21 protein-coding genes, 2 pseudogenes and 3 other annotated features are annotated in these 25,349 nt (G+C 54.1%); of the genes and pseudogenes, 11 read left to right on the forward strand and 12 right to left on the reverse strand.

Translation table 11 applies throughout. The features are described 5' to 3' along the window. The first annotated feature begins 21 nt into the window (after positions 1-21). Both SF2733 and ygbD read left to right on the forward strand, forming a co-directional pair. Positions 22-1,461, forward strand: coding sequence for an anaerobic nitric oxide reductase flavorubredoxin (locus SF2733; protein NP_708517.1), 1,440 nt, complete (start codon positions 22-24; stop codon positions 1,459-1,461). Then, positions 1,458-2,591, forward strand: coding sequence for an NADH:flavorubredoxin oxidoreductase (gene ygbD, locus SF2734; RefSeq protein ID NP_708518.1), 1,134 nt, complete (start codon positions 1,458-1,460; stop codon positions 2,589-2,591). Before SF2733 ends, ygbD begins: the two co-directional genes overlap by 4 nt. Before the next feature lie 127 nt (positions 2,592-2,718). Here ygbD and hypF read toward each other — a convergent pair whose 3' ends face one another. From hypF to hycA, 8 genes are all read right to left on the reverse strand, one after another. Continuing rightward, a complete protein-coding gene (gene hypF / locus SF2735; RefSeq protein ID NP_708519.2) occupies positions 2,719-4,971 on the reverse strand; it encodes a transcriptional regulatory protein in 2,253 nt (750 codons plus the stop codon). A gap of 152 nt (positions 4,972-5,123) precedes the next feature. Further along, positions 5,124-5,651: a formate dehydrogenase-H ferredoxin subunit gene (gene hydN / locus SF2736; protein ID NP_708520.2), complete on the reverse strand. Its 528-nt coding sequence runs from the start codon at positions 5,649-5,651 to the stop codon at positions 5,124-5,126. A gap of 148 nt (positions 5,652-5,799) precedes the next feature. Then, positions 5,800-6,810, reverse strand: coding sequence for an ascBF operon repressor (gene ascG, locus SF2737; RefSeq protein NP_708521.2), 1,011 nt, complete (start codon positions 6,808-6,810; stop codon positions 5,800-5,802). Between the two features lie 142 nt (positions 6,811-6,952). Further along, entirely contained in the window at positions 6,953-8,662 is a 1,710-nt protein-coding gene (gene hycE, locus SF2738; RefSeq protein ID NP_708522.2) for a hydrogenase 3 large subunit, read from the reverse strand. A 17-nt stretch (positions 8,663-8,679) separates the two neighbouring features. After that, positions 8,680-9,603, reverse strand: a complete 924-nt coding sequence (gene hycD / locus SF2739; protein NP_708523.1) for a hydrogenase 3 membrane-spanning protein — start codon at positions 9,601-9,603, stop codon at positions 8,680-8,682. A gap of 2 nt (positions 9,604-9,605) precedes the next feature. Continuing rightward, positions 9,606-11,423, reverse strand: a complete 1,818-nt coding sequence (hycC, locus tag SF2740) for a formate hydrogenlyase subunit 3 (RefSeq protein NP_708524.2) — start codon at positions 11,421-11,423, stop codon at positions 9,606-9,608. 36 nt (positions 11,424-11,459) lie between these two features. Continuing rightward, on the reverse strand, positions 11,460-12,071 hold the full coding sequence (gene hycB, locus SF2741; protein NP_708525.1) for a hydrogenase-3 iron-sulfur protein: 612 nt from the start codon (positions 12,069-12,071) through the stop codon (positions 11,460-11,462). Between the two features lie 124 nt (positions 12,072-12,195). Further along, positions 12,196-12,657: a formate hydrogenlyase regulatory protein HycA gene (gene hycA, locus SF2742; protein ID NP_708526.1), complete on the reverse strand. Its 462-nt coding sequence runs from the start codon at positions 12,655-12,657 to the stop codon at positions 12,196-12,198. Positions 12,658-12,856: 199 nt separating this feature from the next. On the opposite strand from hycA, the gene hypA reads away from it, so the two are divergent. From hypA to fhlA, 6 genes are all read left to right on the forward strand, one after another. Beyond that, the gene (gene hypA, locus SF2743) at positions 12,857-13,219 is read left to right on the forward strand and encodes a hydrogenase nickel incorporation protein (RefSeq protein ID NP_708527.1); all 363 of its coding nucleotides are present in this window, start codon (positions 12,857-12,859) and stop codon (positions 13,217-13,219) included. Positions 13,220-13,222: 3 nt separating this feature from the next. Then, positions 13,223-14,095 carry a hydrogenase nickel incorporation protein HypB gene (gene hypB, locus SF2744; RefSeq protein NP_708528.1) on the forward strand — a complete coding sequence of 291 codons (873 nt, stop codon included), beginning with the start codon at positions 13,223-13,225 and terminating at the stop codon, positions 14,093-14,095. Next, on the forward strand, positions 14,086-14,358 hold the full coding sequence (hypC, locus tag SF2745; RefSeq protein ID NP_708529.1) for a hydrogenase assembly chaperone: 273 nt from the start codon (positions 14,086-14,088) through the stop codon (positions 14,356-14,358). The genes hypB and hypC overlap by 10 nt, the downstream gene beginning before the upstream one ends. Further along, positions 14,358-15,479 (forward strand): hydrogenase isoenzymes formation protein HypD, encoded by a 1,122-nt coding sequence (gene hypD, locus SF2746; RefSeq protein ID NP_708530.1) that lies wholly within the window; start codon positions 14,358-14,360, stop codon positions 15,477-15,479. The genes hypC and hypD overlap by 1 nt, the downstream gene beginning before the upstream one ends. Positions 15,480-15,517: 38 nt before the next feature. Then, positions 15,518-16,486, forward strand: coding sequence for a hydrogenase expression/formation protein HypE (gene hypE / locus SF2747; protein ID NP_708531.2), 969 nt, complete (start codon positions 15,518-15,520; stop codon positions 16,484-16,486). Positions 16,487-16,559: 73 nt separating this feature from the next. Further along, positions 16,560-18,638 (forward strand): formate hydrogenlyase transcriptional activator FhlA, encoded by a 2,079-nt coding sequence (gene fhlA / locus SF2748; RefSeq protein ID NP_708532.2) that lies wholly within the window; start codon positions 16,560-16,562, stop codon positions 18,636-18,638. A gap of 36 nt (positions 18,639-18,674) precedes the next feature. On the opposite strand, the gene ygbA is transcribed toward fhlA, so the two are convergent. The 3 genes from ygbA to SF2752a form a co-directional block, all read right to left on the reverse strand. After that, a complete protein-coding gene (ygbA, locus tag SF2749) occupies positions 18,675-19,028 on the reverse strand; it encodes a hypothetical protein (RefSeq protein ID NP_708533.1) in 354 nt (117 codons plus the stop codon). A 47-nt stretch (positions 19,029-19,075) separates the two neighbouring features. After that, positions 19,076-19,843 (reverse strand) — a mobile genetic element. Beyond that, complete coding sequence (gene insB / locus SF2750) at positions 19,091-19,594, reverse strand: insertion element IS1 protein InsB (RefSeq protein ID NP_708534.1); 504 nt, start codon at positions 19,592-19,594, stop codon at positions 19,091-19,093. Its footprint overlaps the feature before it by 504 nt. Beyond that, positions 19,822-20,016: a hypothetical protein gene (locus tag SF2752a; RefSeq protein ID YP_008439274.1), complete on the reverse strand. Its 195-nt coding sequence runs from the start codon at positions 20,014-20,016 to the stop codon at positions 19,822-19,824. Before the next feature lie 75 nt (positions 20,017-20,091). Between SF2752a and mutS the strand changes: the two genes are divergently transcribed. Further along, positions 20,092-22,653, forward strand: coding sequence for a DNA mismatch repair protein MutS (gene mutS / locus SF2752; protein NP_708536.1), 2,562 nt, complete (start codon positions 20,092-20,094; stop codon positions 22,651-22,653). A gap of 105 nt (positions 22,654-22,758) precedes the next feature. Beyond that, positions 22,759-23,411, forward strand: a sequence feature (Similar to Escherichia coli K12 protein phosphatase 2 gi: 1789090 (219 aa). BLAST with identity of 95% in 218 aa. This CDS contains an in-frame stop codon. The sequence has been checked and is believed to be correct.). Continuing rightward, positions 22,759-23,411 (forward strand): annotated as a pseudogene (gene pphB / locus SF2753). Its footprint overlaps the feature before it by 653 nt. 50 nt (positions 23,412-23,461) lie before the next feature. On the opposite strand, the gene ygbI reads toward pphB, so the two are convergent. Then, positions 23,462-24,259 (reverse strand): DeoR family transcriptional regulator, encoded by a 798-nt coding sequence (gene ygbI / locus SF2754; protein NP_708537.1) that lies wholly within the window; start codon positions 24,257-24,259, stop codon positions 23,462-23,464. Positions 24,260-24,424: 165 nt separating this feature from the next. Then, positions 24,425-25,333: a sequence feature (Similar to Escherichia coli K12 dehydrogenase gi: 1789092 (303 aa). BLAST with identity of 99% in 303 aa. This CDS contains an in-frame stop codon. The sequence has been checked and is believed to be correct.), on the forward strand. Between ygbI and SF2755 the strand changes: the two are divergent. Beyond that, positions 24,425-25,333: pseudogene (locus tag SF2755) on the forward strand. It overlaps the preceding feature by 909 nt. Positions 25,334-25,349 lie beyond the last annotated feature (16 nt).

The raw sequence follows: 25,349 nt of genomic DNA on the forward strand, positions 1-25,349 counted from the left end.
GCTGAATAAATTGAGGTTGCTATGTCTATTGTGGTGAAAAATAACATTCATTGGGTGGGTCAACGTGACTGGGAAGTGCGTGATTTTCACGGCACGGAATATAAAACGCTGCGCGGCAGCAGCTACAACAGCTACCTCATCCGCGAAGAAAAAAACGTGCTGATCGACACCGTCGACCATAAATTCAGCCGCGAATTTGTGCAGAACCTGCGTAATGAAATCGATCTGGCGGATATCGATTACATCGTGATTAACCATGCAGAAGAGGACCACGCCGGGGCGCTGACCGAACTGATGGCGCAAATTCCCGATACGCCGATCTACTGTACTGCCAACGCTATCGACTCGATAAATGGTCATCACCATCATCCGGAGTGGAATTTTAATGTGGTGAAAACTGGCGACACGCTGGATATCGGCAACGGCAAACAGCTCATTTTTGTCGAAACACCAATGCTGCACTGGCCGGACAGCATGATGACTTACCTGACAGGCGACGCGGTGCTGTTCAGTAACGATGCTTTCGGTCAGCACTACTGCGACGAGCATCTGTTCAACGATGAAGTGGATCAGACGGAGCTTTTCGAGCAGTGCCAGCGTTACTACGCCAATATCCTGACGCCGTTCAGCCGCCTGGTAACGCCGAAAATTACCGAGATCCTGGGCTTTAACTTACCAGTCGATATGATAGCGACCTCCCACGGCGTGGTCTGGCGCGATAACCCGACGCAAATTGTCGAGCTGTACCTGAAGTGGGCCGCTGATTATCAGGAAGACAGAATCACCATTTTCTACGACACCATGTCGAATAACACCCGCATGATGGCTGACGCTATCGCCCAGGGAATTGCGGAAACCGACCCACGCGTGGCGGTGAAAATTTTCAACGTCGCCCGAAGCGATAAAAACGAAATCCTGACCAATGTCTTCCGCTCAAAAGGCGTGCTGGTCGGCACTTCGACGATGAATAACGTGATGATGCCGAAAATCGCCGGGCTGGTGGAGGAGATGACCGGATTACGCTTCCGTAACAAACGCGCCAGTGCTTTCGGATCTCACGGCTGGAGCGGCGGTGCGATGGATCGCCTTTCCACGCGCCTGCAGGATGCGGGTTTCGAAATGTCGCTCAGCCTGAAAGCCAAATGGCGACCAGACCAGGACGCTCTGGAGTTATGCCGTGAACACGGTCGCGAAATCGCCCGTCAGTGGGCGCTCGCGCCGCTGCCGCAGAGCACGGTGAATACGGTAGTTAAAGAAGAAACCTCTGCCACGACGACGGCTGACCTCGGCCCACGAATGCAGTGCAGCGTCTGCCAGTGGATTTACGATCCGGCAAAAGGCGAGCCAATGCAGGACGTTGCGCCAGGAACGCCGTGGAGTGAAGTCCCGGATAACTTCCTCTGCCCGGAATGCTCCCTCGGCAAAGACGTCTTTGACGAACTAGCATCGGAGGCAAAATGAGCAACGGCATTGTGATCATCGGTTCGGGCTTCGCCGCCCGCCAACTGGTGAAAAATATTCGCAAACAGGACGCCACTATTCCATTAACCCTGATTGCCGCCGACAGCATAGATGAGTACAACAAACCCGACCTCAGCCATGTTATCAGTCAGGGGCAACGTGCCGACGACCTTACCCGCCAGACGGCGGGTGAATTTGCCGGGCAGTTTAATCTGCGCCTGTTTCCGCACACCTGGGTGACGGATATCGATGCCGAAGCCCATGTGGTGAAAAGCCAGAATAATCAGTGGCAATACGACAAGTTAGTGCTGGCAACCGGTGCCAGCGCCTTTGTCCCGCCTGTGCCTGGGCGTGAGTTAATGCTGACGTTAAATAGTCAGCAAGAGTATCGCGCCTGTGAAACGCAACTGCGGGATGCCCGACGCGTGTTGATTGTCGGCGGTGGTTTGATTGGTAGCGAACTGGCGATGGATTTTTGTCGTGCAGGCAAAGCGGTCACGCTAATCGACAACGCTGCCAGTATTCTGGCGTCATTAATGCCACCAGAAGTAAGCAGCCGCTTGCAGCATCGGTTGACGGAGATGGGCGTTCATCTGCTGTTGAAATCTCAGTTGCAGGGGCTGGAAAAAACGGATTCTGGCATTCTGGCAACGCTGGACCACCAGCGTAGTATCGAAGTGGATGCGGTAATTGCCGCCACCGGACTGCGCCCGGAAACAGCCCTGGCACGACGCGCCGGGCTGACGATTAATCGCGGCGTTTGCGTCGATAGTTATCTGCAAACCAGTAATGCCGATATTTACGCGCTGGGCGATTGCGCGGAAATTAACGGTCAGGTATTGCCGTTCCTGCAGCCGATTCAACTTAGCGGGATGGTGCTGGCAAAAAATCTTCTCGGCAATAACACGCCGCTGAAACTACCGGCGATGCTGGTGAAAATCAAAACGCCGGAATTACCGCTGCATCTGGCAGGCGAAACCCAGCGTCAGGATTTACGCTGGCAGATTAATACCGAACGCCAGGGAATGGTGGCGCGCGGCGTTGACGATGCTGACCAGCTTCGCGCCTTTGTGGTCAGTGAGGATCGGATGAAAGAGGCATTTGTATTGTTGAAAACGTTGCCGGTGTAGGTGGGCTACTGTGCCTAAAATGTCGGATGCGACGCTGGCGCGTCTTATCCGACCTACGGGGACGCATGTGTAGGCCGGATAAGGCATTTACGCCGCATCCGGCAAGGGTGTCCAAATGCAACACGCTTTATCCGTTCTGGACTTCACCCGCTAACCAACGCGCCGCAGCAATAACCCCCTGCCCCAGAGACAAACCGCCATCACCCGCCGGTAAACTCTGTGGAAAGAGCAATGTGAAATCAGCGAGATAATGCGCCAGACGTGCACGCAGCAAACGGTTATGAATAACCCCGCCGCTAAATACCAGCGTAGTGATACCACGCATCGTGGCCTGCTCACGCATCAACGCGGCAAAACCCTGCGCCAGCGCATCATGAAACGCCCACGCGCGTTGATTAACCAGTGCCTGCCAGTTCAGCCACTGCTGCCAGAAAGTGGCGAGATCCAGTTGATTGTCCACCCGCGGCATCGTCACCGGATGCGTCACTCCGTCGCATGAGGCTGCGAGCGCCTCCAGAGCACAAGCCGCTTCACCTTCATAACTTAACGTGGCTGGCGCACAGCCCAGTGCCGCCGCCACTGCATCGAACAACCGCCCACACGATGATGCCAGCGGCGCGTTAATTCCACGCTCAATGGCCCGCGCCAGTACGCTCCAGTTTTGCTGTTGCACACTTGCCGTTTCAGGGTAATTCTGCCACTCCGGCACAAAGCGCAGGCACTGCGCCAGCAGGTTTCGCCACGGCTGCTTCGCCGCCAAATCGCCACCCGGAAGCGCCACTGCAGGCAAGCCGCCCAGGTGCTCACATTCGCGATAGTTCACCCGCAGGCACTCGCCGCCCCACAAAGCGCCATTCTCCCCCATACCGATACCGTCGAGCGTCAAAGCAATGACATCACCGCCATCCAGCGGCCACTGATGCTCTGCCAGACACGCCGCTGCATGGGCATGATGATGCAGTACCGTTTGCGTCGGCAGATTCATTTCGCTCGCCCACTGGCTGGAGACATAGCCCGGATGCACATCATGCACAATGTATTGCGGAGTGAAATCGTAGATGTTTTGCATCAGGCGTAACGCTTCGCGCCACTGCATCTGGATGCCATCGTCACTTAAATCGCCCAGATGCTGACTCAACACCGCTTGTTCACCGCGCACCAGGCAGAAGGTATTTTTCAGATCCGCGCCAAGACACAGCACAGGCGGAACATTTTTAAAGCCCGGAGGCAAAACCAGCGCATCCGGCACATACCCCCGCGAACGGCGCAGCATTTCGCCGCTTTCGCGCACCACTGAATCATCCATCCGCTGCACGATGTCGCGGTTATGTAGCAAGAATCCGTCGGCAATGCCCTGCAAATCCGCCAGCGCCTGTTCGTTGCTGATAGCTGGTGGTTTACCGCTCAGGTTGCCGGAGGTCATCACCAGCGGGCATTGCAGTTCCTGTAACAGCAAATGCTGGAGCGGGTTCGCAGGCAACATCACCCCGACTTCGTTAAGGCCAGGGGCGATATCATCACAAAGCTCAGGTACGTATTTTTTATCCACCAGCACAATCGGCGCAGCGGGCGTGGTAAGCAACTGGCGCGCAGCGTCTGGTAAACTTTCTGCCACTGGCAACATGACTGCCAGCGGTTTCGCCGGGCGATGTTTGCGCTCCCGCAGTGTCGCCACCGCGTTACTGTTACGTGCATCGCAGGCAAGATGAAATCCGCCAATCCCTTTGATGGCGACAATGTTGCCCATTTTTAACTGTGCGATAGCTGCCTGTAATGCCGCCTCTTGTTCTGCATGTTCACCATGACTTACCCATTCAAGATGCGGGCCACACTCCGGGCAGGCCACCGGCTGGGCGTGGAAGCGACGATCGAGCGGGTCGCGGTACTCTTTGTCACAGGCCGGACATAGCGGAAACGCCGCCATCACGGTAAACGGGCGGTCGTAAGGCATCGCGCGAATAATGGTGAAACGCGGGCCGCAGTGGGTACAGTTGATAAACGGATAACGATAACGCCGCTCGCCTGGGGTATTCATTTCGGCAAGGCAAGCAGGGCAAGTGGCGGCATCCGGGACAATTTGCGTATTCATGGTGCCGCCGGTGCTCTGGCGGATGGTGAACTCGGTGGGCAGTTGTGACCAGATAAACGGCTCACGCTCGACGCTATCAATACGCGCCAGTGGCGGACAGTGCTGATGCAATTGAACAAGAAACGTTTCCGGGTCTTCCAGCAGCCGGACTTCTACGCCATCGCCGTCATTACATACATCGCCGTGAAGATTTAATTGCTGTGCCAGCTGCCAGACAAACGGACGAAAACCGACGCCCTGCACTTTGCCACGAATACGCAGTTGGACACCGCAAGATGTGTTTTTTGCCATTGAGTTATTCCCGCCATCATGAATTGCGTAACCCGCCCTGCCGGACACGACAGCGTCGTATCCGGCAGTCTCAGGTCGGCGATACCGCCCGCTCCGTATTCTACGAATATTTCCGGGAATTCCTTTGATGCCAGAACAGTTCTGTAAGATTTTTAGAACATCAGCGCCGTACGGCGGCGTTTTTCTGCGCTCAGTTGTTCAAGTTTATTACGATCGACACAAATCAGCGCATGGGTCGGGCAAGCCGCCATACACGCCGGGCCGTCTTCACGATGGTTGCACAGGTCGCATTTATTGGCTTCGGCTTTGTCAGCCCGTACATTCAGACCCGCGCCGCTGTTGCGAATCACAGGACGTACCACCACTTCCATCGCGCCATACGGGCAAGCCACCACGCAGGTTTTGCAACCAATGCAACGTTCCTGCATCACAGGAACAAACCCTTTATCACGGCTGATAGCACCATTCGGGCAGACGTTAGCGCACGGTGCATCTTCACACTGACGGCAAACTGTCGCCGTGGAAATGTTCACACCTTTAATGACATGGATACGCGGTAAAAATGTTTCCGGGGTCAGCGATGCACAGTCCTGATTTTCCTGATGAGAAACCACGCACGCCACTTCACAGGTACGGCAACCAATACATTTACTCGCGTCAGCAATGATGAAACGGTTCATCAAATTCTCCAGCAATGACAGTTAATGCGCCGATACACTCACAAATCATGCCAGTTTTTAATTTGCTGTTATTTAAGGAAATTAATTTCTGTAATGCAGGAAAAAAGATGTCATCGACACTAGTGACGATGACATGTGATGACAATGTTTATCGCGAAAGGGCAATGAGTGAGTCGCGGCGGATCAGTTTTCCGCTAAAGGTTTTCGGCGGTGAGAAATCCCCGCCATCGAGCATAAAAATCAGCCGTCCAATAATTTCCTGAATCATCTCAGTCACCGGAATTTTTACGCTGGAGAGCGCCGGAACGATATAGGGGGCAATTGCGATATCATCGAATCCGATAACTGACACCTGCTCTGGCACCGCTACGCCGCGCTCGTGCAACGCTTTGATCGCACCTATCGCCATATCGTCGTTACTGGCAACTAACGCGCTAAATTTAGCCCCTCGTTCGAGCAACGTTTCTACCCCTTCGGCCCCGCTGGCGGGCGTCCATTTACCGTTAGCGATAAGTTTTTCATTGAGCGCAATACCATGCTGCGACAGCGCGTCTTTATACCCGGCAAGACGTTCAATGCTGGTGGGGGAATCCATCGAGCCGGTAAGGAAAGCAATCTCCTGATGCCCGGCGTTTATCAACTCTGCCACGGCGTTAAAGCTGGTCTGTTTATGATCGCACCAGACGCTATGGCTGCTATTATTGCGCAGGCGGCGATTAAGCACCATTATCGGCTGACTGTGCGCGTCAATGATGTCATCAATCTCATCCACGCTTAAAAAACGCGGGTAAATCATAATGGCGTCGCAGCGCAAATCCAGCAGATACTGAATCGCCTGGCGCTCTTCTTCGGCGCTGTGTTTACCATCTGCCAATAGCAACTGTCGCCCTTTCTCTTCCGCCATTCGCGCGGCATGAAACAGTAATTCACTAAAATAAATGCCGTGATAAAGCGTGTTGGTCACTACCAGCCCCAGCGTCTGAGTACTCTTCGCCGACAGATTGCGGGCCAGCAAATTTGGGCGGTAACTGCTCTCTTCTACCGCCTGAAACACGCGATCTTTAGTCTCCTGGCTGACGTAGCCATTACCTGAAAGCACGCGGGAAACGGTCGCTTTTGAAACCCCGGCGCGCTTCGCCACTTCCAGCATCGTCGTCATCATTTTCATCCCTTTACACGCAATCAACGCAGTGTACTGCACCGTTTGCCGATTGTCCTTGCGCAATCGGCTCCAGCGGATAAGACGAGGTCGCCGTGCCGGTTTTGATGACTTTTTTGATAAAGGTAAACATGGCGATTCCTTATTTCAGCGGCGAGTTTTTACGCTCAATGCTGTAACGCTCGAGTTCTTTGTACGGCACCACTTTGCTCTTCTTCTTACGCACATCGACTACGGTCATGCGGTCGGTACAGGAGTAGCAAGGGTCCAGGCTACCGATAATCAGCGGCGCATAGGAAACGGTATTGCCACGCAGCATGTAGCGCAGGGTCGGCCAGTTCGCGTAGGTCGCGGCACGGCAGCGCCAGCGGTACAGCTTCTGGTTGTCGCCGGTCATGCTCCAGTGGATATCGTCGCCGCGCGGCGCTTCGGCAAAGCCCAGCGCGAAACGGTGCGGAATGTAGGTAAAGCCTTCCACCATCAGCGGACCGCCCGGCAGGTTATCCAGACCGTAGTCGATCATATTCAGCGCGGTATAGACCTCGTTGATTCGCACTTTCAGACGGGAAATAACGTCGCAGCCCTGCTCGCTGTGGACTTCCATTGGCAGCAGGCCATAACCGACAAACGGGTGATCGGCGCGAGTATCGCGGGCGAGACCGCTGGCGCGAACCATCGGGCCAACGTTACTGAAATCGCGGGCGATTTCCGGGTCCAGACGACCAATGCCGACGGTGCGTTGTTCCATGTTCGGCGTACTCAGCAGCACATCCACCAGCTCCTGCACTTCACGACGCATTTGTTGCGCCAGCTGGCGGGTCTGGATCATGTCATCTTTCAGCAGATCGCGACGAATCCCGCCGATCAGGTTCAGGCCGTAGGTTTTACGCGCACCGGTAAGGATCTCTGCCATTTTCATGGAGGTTTCACGCACGCGGAAGAACTGCATAAAGCCGGAGTCGAAGCCGGTAAAGTGACAGGCGAGGCCGAGGTTGAGCAGATGCGGGTGCAGGCGTTCCACCTCCAGCAGAATGGCGCGGATCATCTGCGCGCGTTCTGGCACCTGAATACCCATCGCGTTTTCCACCGACGTGGTGTAGGCGGTGCTGTGGGCAAAGCCGCAGATCCCGCACACACGGTCAGAGAGGAAGGTCACTTCGTTATAACCCATGCGGGTTTCCGCCAGTTTTTCCATACCGCGATGGACGTAGAACAGACGGTAGTCGGCGTCGATAATGTTTTCGCCATCGACGAACAGACGGAAGTGACCCGGTTCGTCAGAAGTGACGTGCAGCGGACCAATCGGCACGACGTTGTTTTTCTTGTCGCCCAGTTCGTTGATGAACTCGTAGGTTTCAGCATCGGTAGTCGGTGCCGGACGCTGACGATAATCCATGCTGTCTTTACGCAGCGGATAAAGTTCATCCGGCCAGTCATCCGGCAGCACCAGACGACGTTCATCCGGCAGACCAACCGGAATCAAACCGTACATATCGCGCACTTCGCGCTCGCCCCACACCGCCGCCGGAACGCGCGGCGTCACGGACGGATACTCCGGTTTGTTGGCGTCAACTTCGACGCGAACCGTTACCCAACACTTGGTGCCCTTCTCCATCGACAGCACGTAATAAACGGCGTAATGACCATTCAGTTTGCGTTCGTCGTTACCAAACAGCACCGACAGCCAGCCACCCTGCTTGTAGTAGAGAAACTCCACCACTTCCGGCAGATAGTTCACCTTTACGGTGACAGTCAGCTGATCTTTGGTCTGCCAGGCGTGGTCCAGCACGACGCCTAGAAATGCCTCATTCAGCGCGGCGAGATAATGTTGACCTAATTTTTCTTCAGACATGCTCAAACTCTCTTTAATCACGCCGCCAGCAAGGAGACGAACGCTAAAAATGCAAAGCCAAACCCAGCCCAGGTAATGCGCGGAGTAATATCAAGACGCAGACGGGCCATGCTGTTTTCGAACAGCGCGATAACCAGGACGCCGACCACCAGTTTGACGATGGCAATCACCAGCGCCAGCAGCAGTCCACCGACGGTGAAGGTTTCCATTTGTCCCCACGGAATAAACACCCCGACGAACATCTGCAACACCACCAGCTGTTTCAGGCTGATACCCCATTTCATGACGCCAAAGCCGCTACCGCTGTATTCGGAGAGCGGACCTTCCTGCAACTCCTGCTCGGCTTCCGCCAGGTCGAACGGCAGTTTGCCCATTTCGATAAAAGTGGCGAACGCACAGGCGCAGAGCGCCAGCACCAGCGGGATGCTTTGGCTCAGCGGCCAGTGATAAACGGTGTCGGTAATGTTGCTGATGTTGGTGGAACCGGCAACCTGTGCGGCAACCCACAGACCAAGCAGCAACATCGGTTCGACCAGCACGCCAAGCATCGCTTCACGGCTCGCACCGATAGCGGTAAACGGGCTACCGGTATCCAGACCGGAAATGGCAAAGAAGAAACGCGCGATGGCGAAGAGATACAGTAAGGTGATCAAATCGCCCAGTTGCGGCAGCGGAGAACCGACGGTCACCACCGGCAGCGCAGTAGCGATAGTCAGCATGACGCCCACCATCACATACGGCGTCAGGCGGAACATCCAGCCAGAGGCATCCGGGCCAACGCTCTGGCGGCCCAGCAGTTTGATAATGTCGCGATACTCCTGCAACACGCCCGGCCCGCGACGGTTATGCAGACGGGCGCGCGCCACGCGGGTAATACCGGAGAGCAGCGGCGCAACGGCAAATAACACCAGCGCCTGAATTAACGGATATAAAACACTCATTCTCAGGCTCCTCGTGAAACAATAATCACCACCAGTACCGCCAGTTCAACCAGCGCCATCCGGCGGAACAGCAACGCACTACCTTCGCACTGCCAGCCCGGCACTAGCGACACCGGATTCAGCCATTTGCGCAGTTTCAGCACTGGCGCAAACGCCTGTTTAACCGGCATGGCAAAACCGTGAGCGGTAATCACCATTGATTTTTCATGGTCGTAGCCGCACACCCAGGCCGCACCGCGGGAACGTGACGGCAGGCGGTCGCCTTTGCAAATCGCCATAATGATGAATGGCAGCAGCGGGCAGGCAATCAGCAGCAATGTGATCATTGGTTGAGAAACGGTGGTGTTAGCAGGCTCCAGAGGCAGAGGTACAGCAGCAGAGAGCATCGGCAGCAGCCACGGCGCAGCAACACCGCCAATTACGCAGCAAATCGCCAGTGCCACTACGCTTACGCTCATCAGGAGCGGCGCACAGGTGGCGTTTTCGGCTTCTTTGGTACGCGGCGCGCCGAGGAACGTGACGCCATAGACTTTCGCCATACACATCACCGCCAGCGCACCGGTAATTGCCAGACCCACAGCGAGCAGCGGCCCCAGCAGACGGGCAACAAACGCGCCGCTATTGCTCAGTTTGAAGAAGGATTGATAGATAACCCATTCCCCGGCAAACCCGTTCAGTGGCGGCAGCGCAGCCATTGCCATCAACCCGACTAACATGGCGATGGAGATAACCGGCATTTTCTTGCCAATACCACCGAGTTTTTCGATATCGCGATGACCGGTACGGAACCAGACGCTCCCCGCCCCGAGGAACAGTACGCTTTTGAACAGGCTATGGTTAAGCAGATGGTACAGACCACCGACCAGGCCAAGAGCAATCAGCGCCGGTTGTTCGAGCGCGATACCCGTTACGCCAGCGCCCAGCCCCAGCCCCAGCCCCAGCCCCAGCCCCAGCCCCAGCCCCAGCAGGATAATGCCGATATTTTCCAGGGTGTGGTAAGCCAGCAGGCGCTGGATGTTGTGTTCCATCAACGCATACAGACCACCGACGAACGCGGTGATCATGCCGAGCACCAGCAGCGCGATCCCCCACCACAGCGGTGCATTACCGCCCAGCAGTGACAGGGTTAACATGCCCAGCAGGCCAATTTTCATGACTACCGTAGAAAACAACGCGGCAGCTGGCGCAGAGGCGTTAGCATGTGCCTGCGGCACCCAGCCGTGCAGCGGAATAATCCCAGCCAGCAGGCCAAAGCCAATCACACCGAGCAGCCAGATATCGGAACCGAGCGGCAGCTGTTGCATACGCATATCCAGCAGGCGCAGATCCAGCGTGCCATAACGCTGCCACAGCAGCCAGCAAGCAATCACCAGCAGCAGAGTGCCAAGACGCCTCAGCGCAAACCACAGTTTGCCCTCTTTGCTGTTGCTGGTGAGGAACACCGCACACAAGGCCATGACTTCGGCCATTACCACGAACATGCCGAGGTTGCTGGCGATGACGGCGCAGACGGCGGCAGCCATCAACATATTGATCTGCAAGCCGTTGCACTTCACCTGCGCGTGGCGATGCCAGTCAATGTTATAGAGGCTGACAAACAGACCGCAAAGGCCGAGGGTAATCAGCCAAATCGCGTTAAGCGGGGAGATTTGCACATCGTAGCTTACCAGCGACAGCGCACCGCTCACGCCAACCGCGCCAGTCAGTACAGTGAAGCCCGCGGCTGCCGTATACAGACTACCAACCGCGCCGCCAATTCCGGCTATCCAGCCACTTAGCGCTTTTTGAAAAGAGAAATGCCAGAACAGCGGCGGCGACAAACCATGCCACGCCGCTATTGATCAGGGAAATTGCGCTCATTTAGCCTCTCCACTTTGAGCCTGCTGAAACAAGGTGAGATCGCCAAAGTCCGTGTTAAAGGTCAGCTCACGCTTACGTTTGCTGACGCGGGCGATATCGGTGTTATCCACCAGATGCAGGGCTTTAGTCGGGCACATCCGCACACAGGCCGGACCTTGTTCATCAAAGCTACAAAGGTCACATTTGACGGCGATCGCGCGAATACCTGGCACCCAGTCAAGCAATGTGCTGACACGCGCCGGAGCAGGCGGTGCCGGTGGCGCTTTCGGGGTATTGGCGTTTGCCGGAATATCCAGCGGACGGCTGCCGGAAAATTCAATTGCGCCAAACGGGCAGGCGATGCCGCACAGTTTGCAGCTTACGCACAGACTTTCATTCAACTGCACGGCCCCATCAACGCGGGTGATGGCGTTAACCGGGCAGACCACCGCGCAGGGTGCATCTTCACAGTGGTGACAGAGCTGCGGCGCAGATTCTTTTTCATTGAGCATCACTCTCAGGCGCGGCATTGATTGCAGGCCGTGCTGGCGATGCGTCTCTGAACAGGCGGCCTCACAGGTGTGGCAGCCGATACAGAGCGTGGAGTCGGCAATTACAAAACGATTCACCAGGCATTCCTCAGGTGATTGTCATTTTTGACGAAAACATGCCGATGAAATGTCATTTTCGACACTCATCGACACGCCCATCCCCAAACAGGCGTAACGCCTGCAAAACGGGCAAAGCCTCAGCTCATGCTGCCGGGCTTTGTCCCTTTACCAGTTGGCTTAAATTCACCGGCACATTGTTTTCAATGGCGGTGTATAAGCTGTCGTAAACGCCAGCGATTTTTTCGAGATAGTGTTCCAGAACCTGTTCGCGATCGCGGATGTTGACCTTGCCATCAATCATGCCGTCAATGCTCAGTTGCGCCTGCGCAATCCGCTGTTTGTCTTCGCCATCTTTTGTTTCGACGTAATACTCGATGGTGTGGCTGTTAAAGCCATCCGCCAGGGTGACGTAAATACGAAAATGTTCAAAAAGGACGAAACAGAGTTCTTTGTCCGGCGCGCAGCTCATGGCGTGATGCAGGCGCGCTTTCGATAACGTGATCCCCTGAACCAGCGAATTGCAGTAGATGTGCCACTGGTCCTGTAGGCGACGATGCCGCTGTGCGATGTAATCGGCTTTCTCGCTTATTTCCCAAATAGTCATTGTCAGGTTACTCGTTTAACAGAGATGCCAGCTTTAAGCATTTTTTGTGCCAACTTTTAATTTATTGTTATTAAAGAGATTTTTAAGCTAAAGATGAATTTCGTCGCCGTGTCGACGTGTCATTTCGACATCATCGACATTATTCACCGCAGGGATAATCAACACTGGCGCAATTATTGCTTGTAGCTGGCAATAGTTAATGGGAGGCGATATGCACGAAATAACCCTCTGCCAACGGGCACTGGAATTGATCGAACAGCAGGCCGCAAAACACGGCGCAAAACGCGTAACTGGGGTCTGGCTCAAAATTGGCGCATTTTCTTGTGTCGAAACCAGCTCTCTTGCCTTTTGTTTTGATCTGGTTTGCCGCGGCAGCGTGGCGGAAGGTTGTAAACTGCACCTCGAAGAACAAGAGGCCGAATGCTGGTGTGAAACATGCCAACAGTATGTGACGCTACTGACCCAGCGCGTCCGCCGCTGTCCACAGTGTCATGGTGACATGCTACAGATTGTGGCAGACGACGGTTTACAGATTCGGCGGATAGAAATAGACCAGGAGTGAGCGATGTGTACAACATGCGGTTGCGGTGAAGGCAACCTGTATATCGAGGGTGATGAACATAACCCTCATTCCGCGTTTCGTAGCGCGCCATTTGCCCCGGCGGCACGCCCGCAGATGAAAATCACCGGCATTAAAGCGCCTGAATTTACCCCCAGCCAGACTGAAGAAGGCGACCTGCATTACGGTCATGGCGAAGCGGGCACTCACACACCGGGCATGAGCCAGCGTCGGATGCTGGAAGTCGAAATTGACGTGCTGGACAAAAACAACCGTCTGGCTGAACGCAACCGCGCGCGCTTTGCTGCCCGCAAGCAACTGGTGCTCAACCTGGTTTCCAGCCCTGGTTCCGGTAAAACCACCCTGCTGACGGAAACCTTAATGCGCCTGAAAGACAGCGTTCCGTGCGCGGTTATTGAAGGCGACCAGCAAACCGTGAACGATGCCGCACGCATTCGCGCTACCGGTACACCAGCGATTCAGGTGAACACCGGTAAAGGCTGCCATCTTGACGCACAGATGATTGCCGACGCCGCACCGCGTCTGCCACTGGACGATAACGGTATTCTGTTTATCGAAAACGTTGGCAACCTCGTATGCCCGGCCAGCTTCGATCTCGGTGAAAAACACAAAGTAGCGGTGCTTTCCGTTACCGAAGGTGAAGACAAACCGCTGAAATATCCGCATATGTTTGCCGCCGCCTCGCTGATGCTGCTCAACAAAGTTGACCTGTTGCCGTATCTCAACTTTGACGTTGAGAAGTGCATCGCCTGCGCCCGCGAAGTCAATCCAGAAATTGAAATCATCCTTATTTCCGCCACCAGCGGCGAAGGGATGGACCAGTGGCTGAACTGGCTGGAGACACAGCGATGTGCATAGGCGTTCCCGGCCAGATCCGCACCATTGACGGCAACCAGGCGAAAGTCGACGTCTGCGGCATTCAGCGCGATGTCGATTTAACGTTAGTCGGCAGCTGCGATGAAAACGGTCAGCCGCGCGTGGGCCAGTGGGTACTGGTTCACGTTGGCTTTGCCATGAGCGTAATTAATGAAGCCGAAGCACGCGACACTCTCGACGCCTTACAAAACATGTTTGACGTTGAGCCGGATGTCGGCGCGCTGTTGTATGGCGAGGAAAAATAATGCGTTTTGTTGATGAATATCGCGCGCCGGAACAGGTGATGCAGTTAATTGAGCATCTGCGCGAACGTGCTTCACATCTCTCTTACACCGCCGAACGCCCTCTGCGGATTATGGAAGTGTGTGGCGGTCATACCCACGCCATTTTTAAATTCGGCCTCGACCAGTTACTGCCTGAAAACGTTGAGTTTATCCACGGTCCGGGTTGCCCGGTGTGCGTACTGCCGATGGGTAGAATCGACACCTGCGTGGAGATTGCCAGCCATCCGGAAGTCATCTTCTGTACCTTTGGCGACGCCATGCGCGTACCAGGGAAACAGGGATCGCTGTTGCAGGCAAAAGCACGCGGTGCCGATGTGCGCATCGTTTACTCGCCGATGGATGCGTTGAAACTGGCGCAGGAGAATCCAACCCGCAAAGTGGTGTTCTTCGGCTTAGGTTTTGAAACCACCATGCCGACCACCGCCATCACTCTGCAACAGGCGAAAGCGCGTGATGTGCAGAATTTTTACTTCTTCTGCCAGCACATTACGCTTATCCCGACGCTGCGCAGTTTGCTGGAACAGCCGGATAACGGTATCGACGCGTTCCTCGCGCCGGGCCACGTTAGTATGGTTATCGGCACTGATGCCTATAATTTTATCGCCAGCGATTTTCATCGTCCGCTGGTGGTCGCTGGTTTCGAACCCCTTGATCTACTGCAAGGCGTGGTCATGCTGGTGGAGCAGAAAATAGCGGCCCACAGCAAGGTAGAGAATCAGTATCGTCGGGTGGTACCGGATGCCGGTAACCTACTGGCGCAACAGGCGATTGCCGATGTGTTCTGTGTCAACGGCGACAGCGAATGGCGCGGCTTAGGCGTGATTGAATCTTCTGGCGTGCACCTGACGCCGGATTATCAACGATTCGATGCCGAAGCACATTTCCGCCCGGCACCGCAGCAGGTCTGCGATGACCCGCGCGCGCGTTGTGGTGAGGTATTAACGGGCAAATGTAAGCCGCATCAATGCCCGCTGTTTGGTAACACCTGTAATCCTCAAACCGCATTTGGTGCACTGATGGTCTCCTCCGAAGGAGCGTGCGCCGCGTGGTATCAGTATCGTCAGCAGGAGAGTGAAGCGTGAATAATATCCAACTCGCCCACGGCAGCGGCGGCCAGGCGATGCAGCAATTAATCAACAGCCTGTTTATGGAAGCCTTTGCCAACCCGTGGCTGGCAGAGCAGGAAGATCAGGCACGTCTTGATCTGGCGCAGCTGGTAGCGGAAGGCGACCGTCTGGCGTTCTCCACCGACAGTTACGTCATTGACCCGCTGTTCTTTCCTGGCGGTAATATCGGCAAGCTGGCGATTTGCGGCACCGCGAATGACGTTGCGGGCAGTGGCGCTATTCCGCGCTATCTCTCCTGTGGCTTTATCCTCGAAGAAGGATTGCCGATGGAGACACTGAAAGCCGTAGTGACCAGCATGGCAGAAACCGCCCGCACGGCAGGCATTGCCATCGTTACTGGCGATACTAAAGTGGTGCAGCGCGGCGCGGCAGATAAACTGTTTATCAACACCGCTGGCATGGGCGCAATTCCGGCGAATATTCACTGGGGCGCACAGACGCTAACCGCAGGCGATGTATTGCTGGTTAGCGGTACACTCGGCGACCACGGGGCGACTATCCTTAACCTGCGTGAGCAGCTGGGGCTGGATGGCGAACTGGTCAGCGACTGCGCGGTGCTGACGCCGCTTATTCAGACGCTGCGTGACATTCCCGGCGTGAAAGCGCTGCGTGATGCCACCCGTGGTGGTGTAAACGCGGTGGTTCATGAGTTCGCGGCAGCCTGCGGTTGTGGTATTGAAATTTCTGAATCAGCGCTGCCGGTTAAACCTGCCGTGCGCGGCGTTTGCGAATTGCTGGGACTGGACGCCCTGAACTTTGCCAACGAAGGCAAACTGGTGATCGCCGTTGAACGCAACGCGGCAGAGCAAGTGCTGGCAGCGTTACATTCCCATCCACTGGGGAAAGACGCGGCGCTGATTGGTGAAGTGGTGGAACGTAAAGGTGTTCGTCTTGCCGGTCTGTATGGCGTGAAACGAACCCTCGATTTACCACACGCCGAACCGCTTCCGCGTATATGCTAATAAAATTCTAAATCTCCTATAGTTAGTCAATGACCTTTTGCACCGCTTTGCGGTGCTTTCCTGGAAGAACAAAATGTCATATACACCGATGAGTGATCTCGGACAGCAAGGGTTGTTCGACATCACTCGGACACTATTGCAGCAGCCCGATCTGGCCTCGCTGTGTGAGGCTCTTTCGCAACTGGTAAAGCGTTCTGCGCTCGCCGACAACGCGGCTATTGTGTTGTGGCAAGCGCAGACTCAACGTGCGTCTTATTACGCGTCGCGTGAAAAAGACACCCCCATTAAATATGAAGACGAAACTGTTCTGGCACACGGTCCGGTACGCAGCATTTTGTCGCGCCCTGATACGCTGCATTGCAGTTACGAAGAATTTTGTGAAACCTGGCCGCAGCTGGCCGCAGGTGGGCTATACCCCAAATTTGGTCACTATTGCCTGATGCCACTGGCGGCGGGAGGGCATATTTTTGGTGGCTGTGAATTTATTCGTTATGACGAGCGTCCCTGGAGCGAAAAAGAGTTCAATCGTCTGCAAACATTTACGCAGATCGTTTCTGTCGTCACCGAACAAATCCAGAGCCGCGTCGTCAACAATGTCGACTATGAGTTGTTATGCCGGGAGCGCGATAACTTCCGCATCCTGGTTGCCATTACCAACGCGGTGCTTTCCCGCCTGGATATGGACGAACTGGTCAGCGAAGTCGCCAAAGAAATCCATTACTATTTCGACATTGACGATATCAGCATTGTCTTACGCAGCCACCGTAAAAACAAACTCAACATCTACTCCACTCACTATCTTGATAAACAACATCCCGCCCACGAACAGAGCGAAGTCGATGAAGCCGGAACCCTCACCGAACGCGTGTTCAAAAGTAAAGAGATGCTGCTGATCAATCTCTACGAGCGGGACGATTTAGCCCCCTATGAACGCATGTTGTTCGACACCTGGGGCAACCAGATTCAAACCTTGTGCCTGTTACCGCTGATGTCTGGCGACACCATGCTGGGCGTGCTGAAACTGGCGCAATGCGAAGAGAAAGTGTTTACCACTACCAATCTGAATTTGCTGCGCCAGATTGCCGAACGTGTGGCAATCGCTGTCGATAACGCCCTCGCCTATCAGGAAATCCATCGTCTGAAAGAACGGCTGGTTGATGAAAACCTCGCCCTGACCGAGCAGCTCAACAATGTTGATAGTGAATTTGGCGAGATTATTGGCCGCAGCGAAGCCATGTACAGCGTGCTTAAACAAGTTGAAATGGTGGCGCAAAGTGACAGTACCGTGCTGATCCTCGGTGAAACTGGCTCGGGTAAAGAGCTGATTGCCCGTGCGATCCATAATCTCAGTGGGCGTAATAATCGCCGCATGGTCAAAATGAACTGCGCGGCGATGCCTGCCGGATTGCTGGAAAGCGATCTGTTTGGTCATGAGCGTGGGGCTTTTACCGGTGCCAACGCCCAGCGCATTGGTCGTTTTGAACTGGCGGATAAAAGCTCTCTGTTCCTCGACGAAGTGGGCGATATGCCACTGGAGTTACAGCCGAAGTTGCTGCGTGTATTGCAGGAACAGGAGTTTGAACGTCTCGGCAGCAACAAAATCATTCAGACGGACGTACGTTTAATTGCCGCGACTAACCGCGATCTGAAAAAAATGGTCGCCGACCGAGAGTTCCGTAGCGATCTCTATTACCGCCTGAACGTATTCCCGATTCACCTGCCGCCACTACGCGAGCGTCCGGAAGATATTCCGCTGCTGGCGAAAGCCTTTACCTTCAAAATTGCCCGTCGTCTGGGGCGCAATATCGACAGCATTCCTGCCGAGACGCTGCGCACCTTGAGCAACATGGAGTGGCCGGGTAACGTACGCGAACTGGAAAACGTCATTGAGCGCGCAGTATTGCTAACACGCGGCAACGTGCTGCAGCTGTCATTGCCAGATATTGCTTTACCGGAGCCTGAAACGCCGCCTGCCGCAACGGTTGTCGCCCAGGAGGGCGAAGATGAATATCAGTTGATTGTGCGCGTGCTGAAAGAAACCAACAGCGTGGTTGCCGGGCCTAAAGGCGCTGCGCAACGTCTGGGGCTGAAACGCACGACCCTGCTGTCACGGATGAAGCGGCTGGGAATTGATAAATCGGCATTGATTTAACTGCAAATTGCCGGACAGATCTGCCTGTCCGGAATACTATTCACGAGGTTTTTTCGGACGATATTTTTCCGGCAGTTCTGGCACCGGACGCTTGTCATCGATGAGATGACGCACGGTTAAGATCGGATGACGCCACAGCATTCTCGGCCCGGCCCAACGCATAATCTGTTTCATCTCTTCACGCTTTGCAGGCTGGTAACAGTGCACCGGACACTGCTTACAGGCTGGTTTCTCTTCGCCGAACACACATTTATCCAGCCGCTTTTGCGCGTAAACAAACAACGCCTCGTAATGCTCCGGCTCCGCTGACGCCTGCGGGCATTTCGCTTGATAAAGATCGATCATTTTTTTAATCGTCAGTTTTTCACGAGAGATACGCTTGCCGGACATGCTGCCTCCACCTCATTAAGATGCATTTATATTACATCTTAATCTTAGGTAATGACTCCAACTTACTGATAGTGTTTTATGTTCAGATAATGCCCGATGACCTTGTCATGCAGCTCCACCGATTTTGAGAACGACAGTGACTTCCGTACCAGCCTTGCCAGATGTTGTCTCAGATTCAGATTATGTCGCTCAATGCGCTGAGTGTAACGCTTGCTGATAACGTGCAGCTTTCCCTTCAGGCGTGATTCATACAGCGGCCAGCCATCCGTCATCCATACCACGACCTCAAAGGCCGACAGCAGGCTCAGAAGACGCTCCAGTGTGGCCAGAGTGCGTTCACCGAAGACGTGCGCCACAACCGTCCTCCGTATCCTGTCATACGCGTAAAACAGCCAGCGCTGACGTGATTTAGCACCGACGTAGCCCCAATGTTCGTCCATTTCAGCGCAGACAATCACATCACTGCCCGGTTGTATGCGCGAGGTTACCGACTGCGGCCTGAGTTTTTTAAGTGACGTAAAACCGTGTTGAGGCCAACGCCCATAATGCGTGCACTGGCGCGACATCCGACGCCATTCATGGCCATATCAATGATTTTCTGGTGCTTACCGGGCTGAGAGGCGGTGTAAGTGAACTGTAGTTGCCATGTTTTACGGCAATGAGAGCAGAGATAGCGCTGATGTCCGGCAGTGCTTTTGCCGTTACGCACCACGCCTTCAGTAGCGGAGCAGGAAGGACATCTGATGGAAATGGAAGCCACGCAAGCACCTTAAAATCACCATCATACACTAAATCAGTAAGTTGGCAGCATTACCTTAATCTTAAAGGGCACTATGACTCTAAAGAAGAAGGGTTCGCCAATCGATACAATTTTGCGTACTTGCTTCATAAGCATCACGCAAAAGCTGCAAAACAGCATCTTTCCCGGAACCAGCATCAAGAACTCGCCGTTCGCTTCTTCCCCTGAAATGATTAACTCCGGTATCATGTGCGCCTTATGTGATTACAACGAAAATAAAAACCATCACACCCCATTTAATATCAGGGAACCGGACATAACCCCATGAGTGCAATAGAAAATTTCGACGCCCATACGCCCATGATGCAGCAGTATCTCAAGCTGAAAGCCCAGCATCCCGAGATCCTGCTGTTTTACCGGATGGGTGATTTTTATGAACTGTTTTATGACGACGCAAAACGCGCGTCGCAACTGCTGGATATTTCACTGACCAAACGCGGTGCTTCGGCGGGAGAGCCGATCCCGATGGCGGGGATTCCCTACCATGCGGTGGAAAACTATCTCGCCAAACTGGTGAATCAGGGAGAGTCCGTTGCCATCTGCGAACAAATTGGCGATCCGGCGACCAGCAAAGGTCCGGTTGAGCGCAAAGTTGTGCGTATCGTTACGCCAGGCACCATCAGCGATGAAGCCCTGTTACAGGAGCGTCAGGACAACCTGCTGGCGGCTATCTGGCAGGACAGCAAAGGTTTCGGCTACGCGACGCTGGATATCAGCTCCGGGCGTTTTCGCCTGAGCGAACCGGCCGACCGCGAAACGATGGCGGCAGAGCTGCAACGCTCTAATCCGGCGGAACTGCTGTATGCAGAAGATTTCGCCGAGATGTCGCTGATTGAAGGCCGTCGCGGCCTGCGCCGTCGCCCGCTGTGGGAGTTTGAAATCGACACCGCGCGCCAGCAGTTGAATCTGCAATTTGGCACCCGCGATCTGGTCGGTTTTGGCGTCGAGAACGCGCCGCGCGGACTTTGTGCTGCCGGTTGTCTGTTGCAGTATGCGAAAGATACCCAACGCACGACCCTGCCGCATATTCGTTCTATCACCATGGAACGTGAGCAGGACAGCATCATTATGGATGCCGCGACACGTCGTAACCTGGAAATTACTCAGAACCTGGCGGGCGGTGCGGAAAATACGCTGGCTTCTGTGCTCGACTGCACCGTCACGCCGATGGGTAGTCGTATGCTGAAACGCTGGCTGCATATGCCAGTGCGCGATACCCGCGTGTTGCTTGAGCGCCAGCAAACTATTGGCGCATTGCAGGATTTCACCGCCGAGTTGCAGCCGGTACTGCGTCAGGTCGGCGACCTGGAACGTATTCTGGCACGTCTGGCTTTACGAACTGCTCGCCCACGCGATCTGGCCCGTATGCGCCACGCTTTCCAGCAACTGCCGGAGCTGCGTGCGCAGTTAGAAACTGTCGATAGTGCACCGGTACAGGCGCTACGTGAGAAGATGGGCGAGTTTGCCGAGCTGCGCGATCTGCTGGAGCGAGCAATCATCGACACACCGCCGGTGCTGGTACGCGACGGTGGTGTTATCGCATCGGGCTATAACGAAGAGCTGGATGAGTGGCGCGCGCTGGCTGACGGCGCGACCGATTATCTGGAGCGTCTGGAAGTCCGCGAGCGTGAACGTACCGGCCTGGACACGCTAAAAGTTGGCTTTAATGCGGTGCACGGCTACTACATTCAAATCAGCCGTGGGCAAAGCCATCTGGCACCCATCAACTACATGCGTCGCCAGACGCTGAAAAACGCCGAGCGCTACATCATTCCAGAGCTAAAAGAGTACGAAGATAAAGTTCTCACCTCAAAAGGCAAAGCACTGGCACTGGAAAAACAGCTTTATGAAGAGCTGTTCGACCTGCTGTTGCCGCATCTGGAAGCGTTGCAACAGAGCGCGAGCGCGCTGGCGGAACTCGACGTGCTGGTTAACCTGGCGGAACGGGCCTATACCCTGAACTACACCTGCCCGACCTTCATTGATAAACCGGGCATTCGCATTACCGAAGGTCGCCATCCGGTAGTTGAACAAGTACTGAATGAGCCATTTATCGCTAACCCGCTGAATCTGTCGCCGCAGCGCCGTATGTTGATTATTACCGGCCCGAACATGGGCGGTAAAAGTACCTATATGCGCCAGACCGCACTGATTGCGCTGATGGCCTACATCGGCAGCTATGTACCGGCACAAAAAGTCGAGATTGGACCTATCGATCGCATCTTTACCCGCGTAGGCGCGGCAGATGACCTGGCTTCCGGGCGCTCAACCTTTATGGTGGAGATGACTGAAACCGCCAATATTTTACATAACGCCACCGAATACAGTCTGGTGTTAATGGATGAGATCGGGCGTGGAACGTCCACCTACGATGGTCTGTCGCTGGCGTGGGCGTGCGCAGAAAATCTGGCGAATAAGATTAAGGCATTGACGCTGTTTGCCACCCACTATTTCGAGCTGACCCAGCTACCGGAGAAAATGGAAGGCGTCGCCAACGTACATCTCGATGCGCTGGAGCACGGCGACACTATCGCCTTTATGCACAGCGTGCAGGACGGCGCGGCGAGCAAAAGCTACGGTCTGGCGGTTGCTGCTCTGGCGGGCGTACCGAAAGAGGTTATTAAGCGCGCACGGCAAAAACTGCGTGAGCTGGAAAGCATTTCGCCGAACGCCGCCGCGACGCAAGTGGATGGTACGCAGATGTCTTTGCTGTCAGTGCCAGAAGAAACTTCGCCTGCGGTCGAAGCACTGGAAAATCTCGACCCGGATTCACTGACTCCGCGTCAGGCGCTGGAGTGGATTTATCGCTTGAAGAGTCTGGTGTAATAACAATTCCCGATAGTCTTTTGCTATCGGGAATATTAACGACAACTGACGAATCAAATAAAAATACCCTGTATAATAGGAAAGCTTATTTTACAGGGTAAAACCATGCCATCTACACGCTACCAAAAAATCAATGCCCATCACTATCGCCATATATGGGTCGTTGGTGATATTCATGGTGAATATCAGTTATTACAATCCCGCTTACATCAACTCTCTTTTTTCCCCGAAACCGACTTACTTATTTCTGTCGGCGATAATATTGATCGTGGGCCGGAGAGTCTTGACGTCCTGCGCCTGCTAAACCAGCCCTGGTTTATCTCCGTTAAAGGCAACCACGAAGCAATGGCGCTGGATGCGTTCGCGACCGGCGATGGCAATATGTGGCTTGCCAGCGGTGGTGACTGGTTTTTCGATTTAAATGATTGCAACAAGAGGCAATAGTTCTGTTGCTGAAATTCCATCACCTTCCACATATTATTGAAATCACTAACGACATAATAAAATATGTCATCGCACATGCAGATTATCCGGGTGATGAATATCTCTTTGGCAAAGAAATAGCGGAGAGCGAATTACTCTGGCCTGTTTATCGTGTGCAGAAATCGCTTAATGGCGAGTTACAACAAATAAACGGCGCTGATTATTTTATATTTGGACATATGATGTTTGATAACATTCAGACGTTCGCTAACCAGATTTATATTGATACCGGATCGCCGAAAAGTGGGCGGCTGTCATTTTATAAAATAAGGTAGTCTCATGCTTCTTCTGTGAAGCATGAGTAACCAGATGTTATTTCAGGCCATTATTCATTTTTCGCTACCAGCAAAGAGAGATCCTGCTTCGCCAGCGCGCGACTGGCACTCTCCGGCAAACCGTCGTCTGTAATAATCTGATCAAACTCGCTTAATGGTAACGCCAGCCATGTCGCCACCTGACCATATTTCGTCGCATCACAGACCAAAACTCGCTGGCGGCTGGCACTGGCAATCGCCCGTTTCACCGTGACTTTATCTTCCGCTGGCGTAGAAATCCCCCGCACACTCCATGACGATGCAGAAATAAAAGCCTGATCAATCATCAGGCTGCACAGCATGGTCGCAGCGGCTTCCCCGACACAGGAACGGTTTTCCCGACACACTGCACCGCCAGTGTGAATAATTGTGCAATTACTGTTGTCGAGCAAGTAGTTCGCAATAACGAAATCGTTTGTGACCACAGTCAGTGACTCCATGTGAATCAGATGCTGTGCTATCGCTAACGTGGTCGTTCCCGCATCCAGATAGATACAACTTCCCGGCAGAACAAGACTTGCCGCCAGCTTGCCAATAGCCGCTTTTTGCGTCATTGCCAGCGCAGTTTTTACCTGATGAGAAGGTTCATGCGCCACGCGTCCCGGAGACTGGACGCCTCCGGACACCAGCACAACGGCTCCCTGCTGCTCCAGTTTTTGTAAATCCCGACGAATGGTCATATGTGACACATTAATTCTGTCCGTTAGTTCAGCAATACTGACAATGCCTTTTTCAGCTACCATCTCAAGGATGATTTGGCGACGCTCTACGGGTATCAACTTTTGCTCCTTCCTTTGTCCTGCTGACATTCTACGCTATTTGCCTGCGAAACGTGCGCGGCGCAACTAACGCTTAGTTCACATAAAATAACACAAAATGTTAATTTATGTGAATCATCTCACCATATCGTTATCTCCCAGCGCTTATGTTCACAATATCAAACAAAATATCACTTAAATTAACAAGGAGAGCAGATGAAAACGGGATCTGAGTTTCATGTCGGTATCGTTGGCTTAGGGTCAATGGGAATGGGAGCAGCACTGTCATGTGTCCGCGCAGGTTTTTCTACCTGGGGCGCAGACCTGAACAGCAATGCCTGCGCTACGTTGAAAGAGGCAGGTGCTTGCGGGGTTTCTGATAACGCCGCGACGTTTGCCGAAAAACTGGACGCTCTGCTGGTGCTGGTGGTCAATGCGGCCTAGGTTAAACAGGTGCTGTTTGGTGAAACAGGCGTTGCACAACATCTGAAACCCGGTACGGCAGTAATGGTTTCTTCCACTATCGCTAGTGCTGATGCGCAAGAAATTGCTACCGCTCTGGCTGGATTCGATCTGGAAATGCTGGATGCGCCAGTTTCTGGTGGTGCAGTAAAAGCCGCTAACGGTGAAATGACTGTCATGGCCTCCGGTAGCGATATTGCCTTTGAACGACTGGTACCCGTGCTGGAAGCCGTTGCCGGAAAAGTTTATCGCATAGGTGCAGAACCGGGACTAGGTTCGACCGTAAAAATTATTCACCAGTTGTTAGCGGGCGTACATATTGCTGCCGGAGCCGAAGCGATGGCACTTGCAGCCCGTGCGGGGATCCCGCTGGATGTGATGTATGACGTCGTGACCAATGCCGCCGGAAATTCCTGGATGTTCGAAAACCGGATGCGTCATGTGGTGGATGGCGATTACACCCCGCATTCAGCCGTCGATATTTTTGTTAAGGATCTTGGTCTGGTTGCCGATACAGCCAAAGCCCTGCACTTCCCGCTGCCATTGGCCTCAACAGCATTGAATATGTTCACCAGCGCCAGTAACGCGGGTTACGGGAAAGAAGACGATAGCGCAGTTATCAAGATTTTCTCTGGCATCACTCTACCGGGAGCGAAATCATGATCAAGATTGGCGTTAT

Source organism: Shigella flexneri 2a str. 301, from assembly GCF_000006925.2.
In the GTDB taxonomy this organism is placed as follows: Bacteria; Pseudomonadota; Gammaproteobacteria; order Enterobacterales; family Enterobacteriaceae; genus ECMA0423.

Coding starts and splice junctions, on each gene's coding strand:
- hycA (NP_708526.1), bottom strand. CDS start 12,657: ATGACTATTTGGGAAATAAGCGAGAAAGCCGATTACATCGCACAGCGG.
- hypE (NP_708531.2), top strand. CDS start 15,518: ATGCAGCAATTAATCAACAGCCTGTTTATGGAAGCCTTTGCCAACCCG.
- mutS (NP_708536.1), top strand. CDS start 20,092: ATGAGTGCAATAGAAAATTTCGACGCCCATACGCCCATGATGCAGCAG.
- insB (NP_708534.1), bottom strand. CDS start 19,594: ATGTCGCGCCAGTGCACGCATTATGGGCGTTGGCCTCAACACGGTTTT.
- SF2733 (NP_708517.1), top strand. CDS start 22: ATGTCTATTGTGGTGAAAAATAACATTCATTGGGTGGGTCAACGTGAC.
- hydN (NP_708520.2), bottom strand. CDS start 5,651: ATGAACCGTTTCATCATTGCTGACGCGAGTAAATGTATTGGTTGCCGT.
- hypC (NP_708529.1), top strand. CDS start 14,086: ATGTGCATAGGCGTTCCCGGCCAGATCCGCACCATTGACGGCAACCAG.
- hypA (NP_708527.1), top strand. CDS start 12,857: ATGGGAGGCGATATGCACGAAATAACCCTCTGCCAACGGGCACTGGAA.
- hycD (NP_708523.1), bottom strand. CDS start 9,603: ATGAGTGTTTTATATCCGTTAATTCAGGCGCTGGTGTTATTTGCCGTT.
- SF2752a (YP_008439274.1), bottom strand. CDS start 20,016: ATGATACCGGAGTTAATCATTTCAGGGGAAGAAGCGAACGGCGAGTTC.
- ygbA (NP_708533.1), bottom strand. CDS start 19,028: ATGTCCGGCAAGCGTATCTCTCGTGAAAAACTGACGATTAAAAAAATG.
- hypF (NP_708519.2), bottom strand. CDS start 4,971: ATGGCAAAAAACACATCTTGCGGTGTCCAACTGCGTATTCGTGGCAAA.
- ygbD (NP_708518.1), top strand. CDS start 1,458: ATGAGCAACGGCATTGTGATCATCGGTTCGGGCTTCGCCGCCCGCCAA.
- hypD (NP_708530.1), top strand. CDS start 14,358: ATGCGTTTTGTTGATGAATATCGCGCGCCGGAACAGGTGATGCAGTTA.
- fhlA (NP_708532.2), top strand. CDS start 16,560: ATGTCATATACACCGATGAGTGATCTCGGACAGCAAGGGTTGTTCGAC.
- ygbI (NP_708537.1), bottom strand. CDS start 24,259: ATGTCAGCAGGACAAAGGAAGGAGCAAAAGTTGATACCCGTAGAGCGT.
- hycE (NP_708522.2), bottom strand. CDS start 8,662: ATGTCTGAAGAAAAATTAGGTCAACATTATCTCGCCGCGCTGAATGAG.
- ascG (NP_708521.2), bottom strand. CDS start 6,810: ATGACGACGATGCTGGAAGTGGCGAAGCGCGCCGGGGTTTCAAAAGCG.
- hypB (NP_708528.1), top strand. CDS start 13,223: ATGTGTACAACATGCGGTTGCGGTGAAGGCAACCTGTATATCGAGGGT.